Genomic DNA, 3645 nt, shown 5'->3' with positions numbered 1-3645 from the left:
AGGGACGGGGGCATCCGCCGTCGTCATCATTCCTGGTGTTGCCGGGGTTTCAACTGTCCCTCCGCGGGAGAGTGCACTTTTGGTGGCGAAGAGGTAGTTGCGCACGCCCAACCGCACCCGGTCGGCCGGGCGCCACGCACTTCCCGACCAGGTGTACATCCCGTACTCGGGCCAGCGGTCGAGGATAGCGCCGGCGAACTGGTTGGCGTCCCGGCCGTAGCGGCTTACGTGCCGGTCCTCGATTTCAAGGAGCAGGCTGGGACGCCAGGTATCGATGGTGTCGGTCGTGCCGTCGAGGACGTCCGGTTCGAAACCCTCGACGTCGATCTTGATAAAGGAAACAGGACCCACATCGTTCGCCGCGCACCAGGAATCAATGGTGGTCATCGTCGTCGTCCGGTTCCTGGAACTCCCAAACGACGGCGTGTGGACCTGTTGAACGCCCTCGGCCACATGCGCGTGGCCATGGATGGGAATGCCGAACCGGGTGGGCAGAACGAGGCTGTGTTCGCCGTGCCCGGCGCCCAACGCGCCTTTGGTGATGTTGATCTGTCCCGAGCGGCTCAGCCGGCGGATCAGCCTCAGCACCCGTCCCTGGTGAGACTGCGGTTCAAATGAGTGCACCCGGCCGCTCCCACCGACGAGATGCGCCAGCGGAAACGAATACATGCCGTAGCCCGCGCCGACGTCGAACACATGGTCGCCGGGACGGATTACCGCCTGCAGCCCCACCACCTCCGGCTCGACAATGCGTAGCCGGGCAAGCTGCAGCAGGATTTCATGCAGAGCACCTGGGCGCAGGGAACGGGGAGAAGCGTCGATTGTGGTCACGCCCTATCACGGTACGCATCGAGTTTGGCCGGTTGCCGGGTGAACGCTGGCAATTCGCTGGGTGCCGTCGTCGTGAAACCCATGTCGCTTACTCTAGACACAACTATAGGAACAGTGGAAGCAGAGGTAATGACAGTGGCGGGATCGGGCCTGATTGCCGAAGGCGCCGCGTTGGAGAAAGTTGCGACCGGCACAACCTGGGCGGAAGGACCGGTGTGGCTGGCTGAGCGTCGGGTCGTCCGGTTCAGTGACATCCCGGCGAACCGGATCGTGGAGTACAGCGAGGATAGCGGCGAGCTGAGCGTGTATTCGGCCAATGCCGAGTATGCGAACGGCCGCACGCTTGGCCTCGACGGTGCTGTCATCCAGTGCTCGCACGGCCGAAGGGCGGTGGAGCGCGACGACGGCGGTGAGTTGACGACGCTCGTGGACTCCTGGCGCGGGGCACGGCTCAACTCCCCCAACGACGTCGTCGTCGCGTCCGATGGCACGATCTGGTTCACCGACCCGTCATACGGCATCCATAAGGCAGGCGAAGGGCACGCCGGTGAACTCGAGTACGGCGACCACTTTGTATTCCGGTACGACCCGGCGAGCGGCAAACTCGATCCGGTGGTGATCGACGTCGAGATGCCGAACGGGCTGGCTTTTTCGCCGGACGAGTCGATCCTCTACGTCTCGGACTCGTCCGTCGACCCGCCGGGCACGCCTATCCCCGGGCGCCCGGGCGGACATGCGATTCACGCCTACGACATCTTCGAGGGCCGCCACGCCAAAAACGGCCGGATCTTCGCCGAGGTAAGCCCCGGGCTGCCGGACGGATTCCGCGTGGATAGGGACGGCAATGTCTGGACGTCGAGCTGGGATTCGGTGCAGGTGTTTTCTCCCGCCGGCAAACTAATCGAACGCATTCCCGTGCCGGAGCGCGTTGCCAACCTGTGTTTCGGCGGCGACGACGGCGCGACCCTGTACATCACGGCGTCGTCAAGTTTGTACCGGATCAGGACGACGACGTCGGATGCGGCGCAGGTAAACCATGGATTCTGAAGCCTGGGATGAACGGTACCGGGAGGCACGCTCCACTGAAGAGGGTGGCGGGCTCTGGTCCACCCGGCCGCACGGGAAGCTGCAGGAGATCGTGGCGCCGCTCAATCCCGGTGCGGCGCTCGATCTGGCCACCGGCGACGGGAGGAACGCGGTATGGCTGGCCGATCGCGGCTGGCACGTCACCGCCGTCGATTTCTCCGCCGAGGGTCTGGACATTGCACGTGCCCGGGGTACAGCTGAAGGCGTGGCTATTGACTGGCAGCTCGGCGATGCCACGTATTGGGAGCCGTCCCGCAGTTACGAGCTGATTATGATTACCTACCTGCACCTGGGTGAAGCCTCGAACATCAGCGTGATCCGCCGCGCTGCGCAGTGGCTCGCACCCGGCGGGACATTGCTGGTGATCGGGCACGACAAGGAAAACCTCACCCGCGGCAGCGGAGGACCGCAGGACCCGGACATTCTTTACAGTCCCGGGATGCTGCGCAATGCGGCCGAAGGACTGAGGATCATTACCGCGGAGCAGATTGTTCGGAACACGGCGGCGGATCCCGAAGGGCCGCAGGACGAAGGGCACGACGCCGTCGACACCCTTCTGCACGCCATCAACAGTTCCGCAGCAGTTAACTAGTTAGTCGTCCCCGCCCGCCCTGTTGCCTCATTGCAATACCTCCGGGAAGAATAATACGTTGCCTCATTTGAGAACCTCCGGATAGCGGGTTTCGTTGCCTCATAGGAAAACCTCCGGGAGGGTTAGGCGTTCCAGGCCCGGTTGACGGGTTTGATTGGCGCGGCTTTCTTCGCGAGTGCGAGTGTTTCCAGCTCTGCGGTCAGTGCCAGAATCTGGCGTGAGAGAGCGGCGGGTTTGATCCGTTTGAACTGAGCGTTCATCTGGATAATGGGGCGTTTGCGCATCTTCTCGTGCCGGATCGCCCGCTGGTGCGGGGTGGCTGGCTTATCGTGCTTTTTGATGACCCTGGCACCCTTGCGCTGCTTCTCGATCAGTTTCTGTTGGGGCAGCAAGTAGTTCGTGAAGATGCGGTCCAGTTCCCAAATTTCGTTGAGCTTGGCCAGTTCGCCAGCGGTGTCGTAGCGCAGGTATCCGACGAGTTCGCGGACTCGGGCCCAGTTCTTCTGTTCCACGTGGGCACCGTCGTTCTTGTTGCCGGGCCGGGAGCGGGTGAAGGTGATCTTGTGCTCGGTGCAGTAGGCCAGCAGGTGTTCGTTGATGAATTCTGATCCGTTGTCCGAGTCTATGCCGATGATCGGGAAGGGAAAGACGGCGGTGACGTGCTCGAGGGCTTCGAAGACCCATTTGGCTGCCTTGTTCTTCACCGCCCGGTTCACCGTCCATCCGGTCGAAATGTCGGTCACTGTGAGCGTGAAGCAGAACTCGCCGGAGCTGTTGCCGCCCTCGTGGCCGACCAGATCGATTTCCACGAATCCGGGAACAGCATCATCCCATTCGGCCCAGGTACGGATCGCTATCTGATCCTTGAGCAGCGTTCCCGGTTTGGTATGCGACCGGCCCCGCGGCAGCATTTTTGCCCGTTCACCGGCGAGCTTCCGGTCGATCGTCGCCGCGCTCATGGCCACCAGCAACGCCGCTTGAGCTTCGGTGATCTTCAGCTCCTTATCCCGACGCAGCAAGGGCACCAACGTGGGCAGCATCGGTGCCAGCAGTTTGCCCGCCGGAGCGCGCAGCACCGACCAGCACTTGATAAGCGGGTCCAGCAGGTCCGGCCCGTACACCGGCGTCCGTCCGGG

The 3645-nt window shown here is 63.0% G+C and carries 4 protein-coding genes; 2 read left to right on the top strand and 2 right to left on the bottom strand.

What is annotated here, in order from left to right:
* Positions 1 to 831, bottom strand: an 831-nt coding sequence (locus Y707_RS26135) for an FkbM family methyltransferase (RefSeq protein ID WP_051442018.1), incomplete at its 3' end; no start/stop codon positions are given.
* 114 nt (positions 832 to 945) lie between these two features.
* On the opposite strand from Y707_RS26135, the gene Y707_RS0113795 reads away from it, so the two are divergent.
* Both Y707_RS0113795 and Y707_RS0113790 read left to right on the top strand, forming a co-directional pair.
* Entirely contained in the window at positions 946 to 1878 is a 933-nt protein-coding gene (locus tag Y707_RS0113795; RefSeq protein WP_333782848.1) for an SMP-30/gluconolactonase/LRE family protein, read from the top strand.
* Entirely contained in the window at positions 1868 to 2509 is a 642-nt protein-coding gene (locus Y707_RS0113790; protein WP_026535512.1) for a class I SAM-dependent methyltransferase, read from the top strand. Before Y707_RS0113795 ends, Y707_RS0113790 begins: the two co-directional genes overlap by 11 nt.
* 122 nt (positions 2510 to 2631) lie before the next feature.
* Here Y707_RS0113790 and Y707_RS26130 read toward each other — a convergent pair.
* The coding region (locus Y707_RS26130) for an integrase catalytic domain-containing protein (RefSeq protein ID WP_035781790.1) at positions 2632 to 3645 on the bottom strand (1014 nt) is incomplete at its 5' end.

Source organism: Arthrobacter sp. H14, assembly GCF_000520495.1.
Classification (GTDB): Bacteria; Actinomycetota; Actinomycetes; order Actinomycetales; family Micrococcaceae; genus Arthrobacter_C.
Note: the sequence above shows the minus strand (reverse complement) of the source record. Positions and strands in the feature narration are given on the sequence as shown.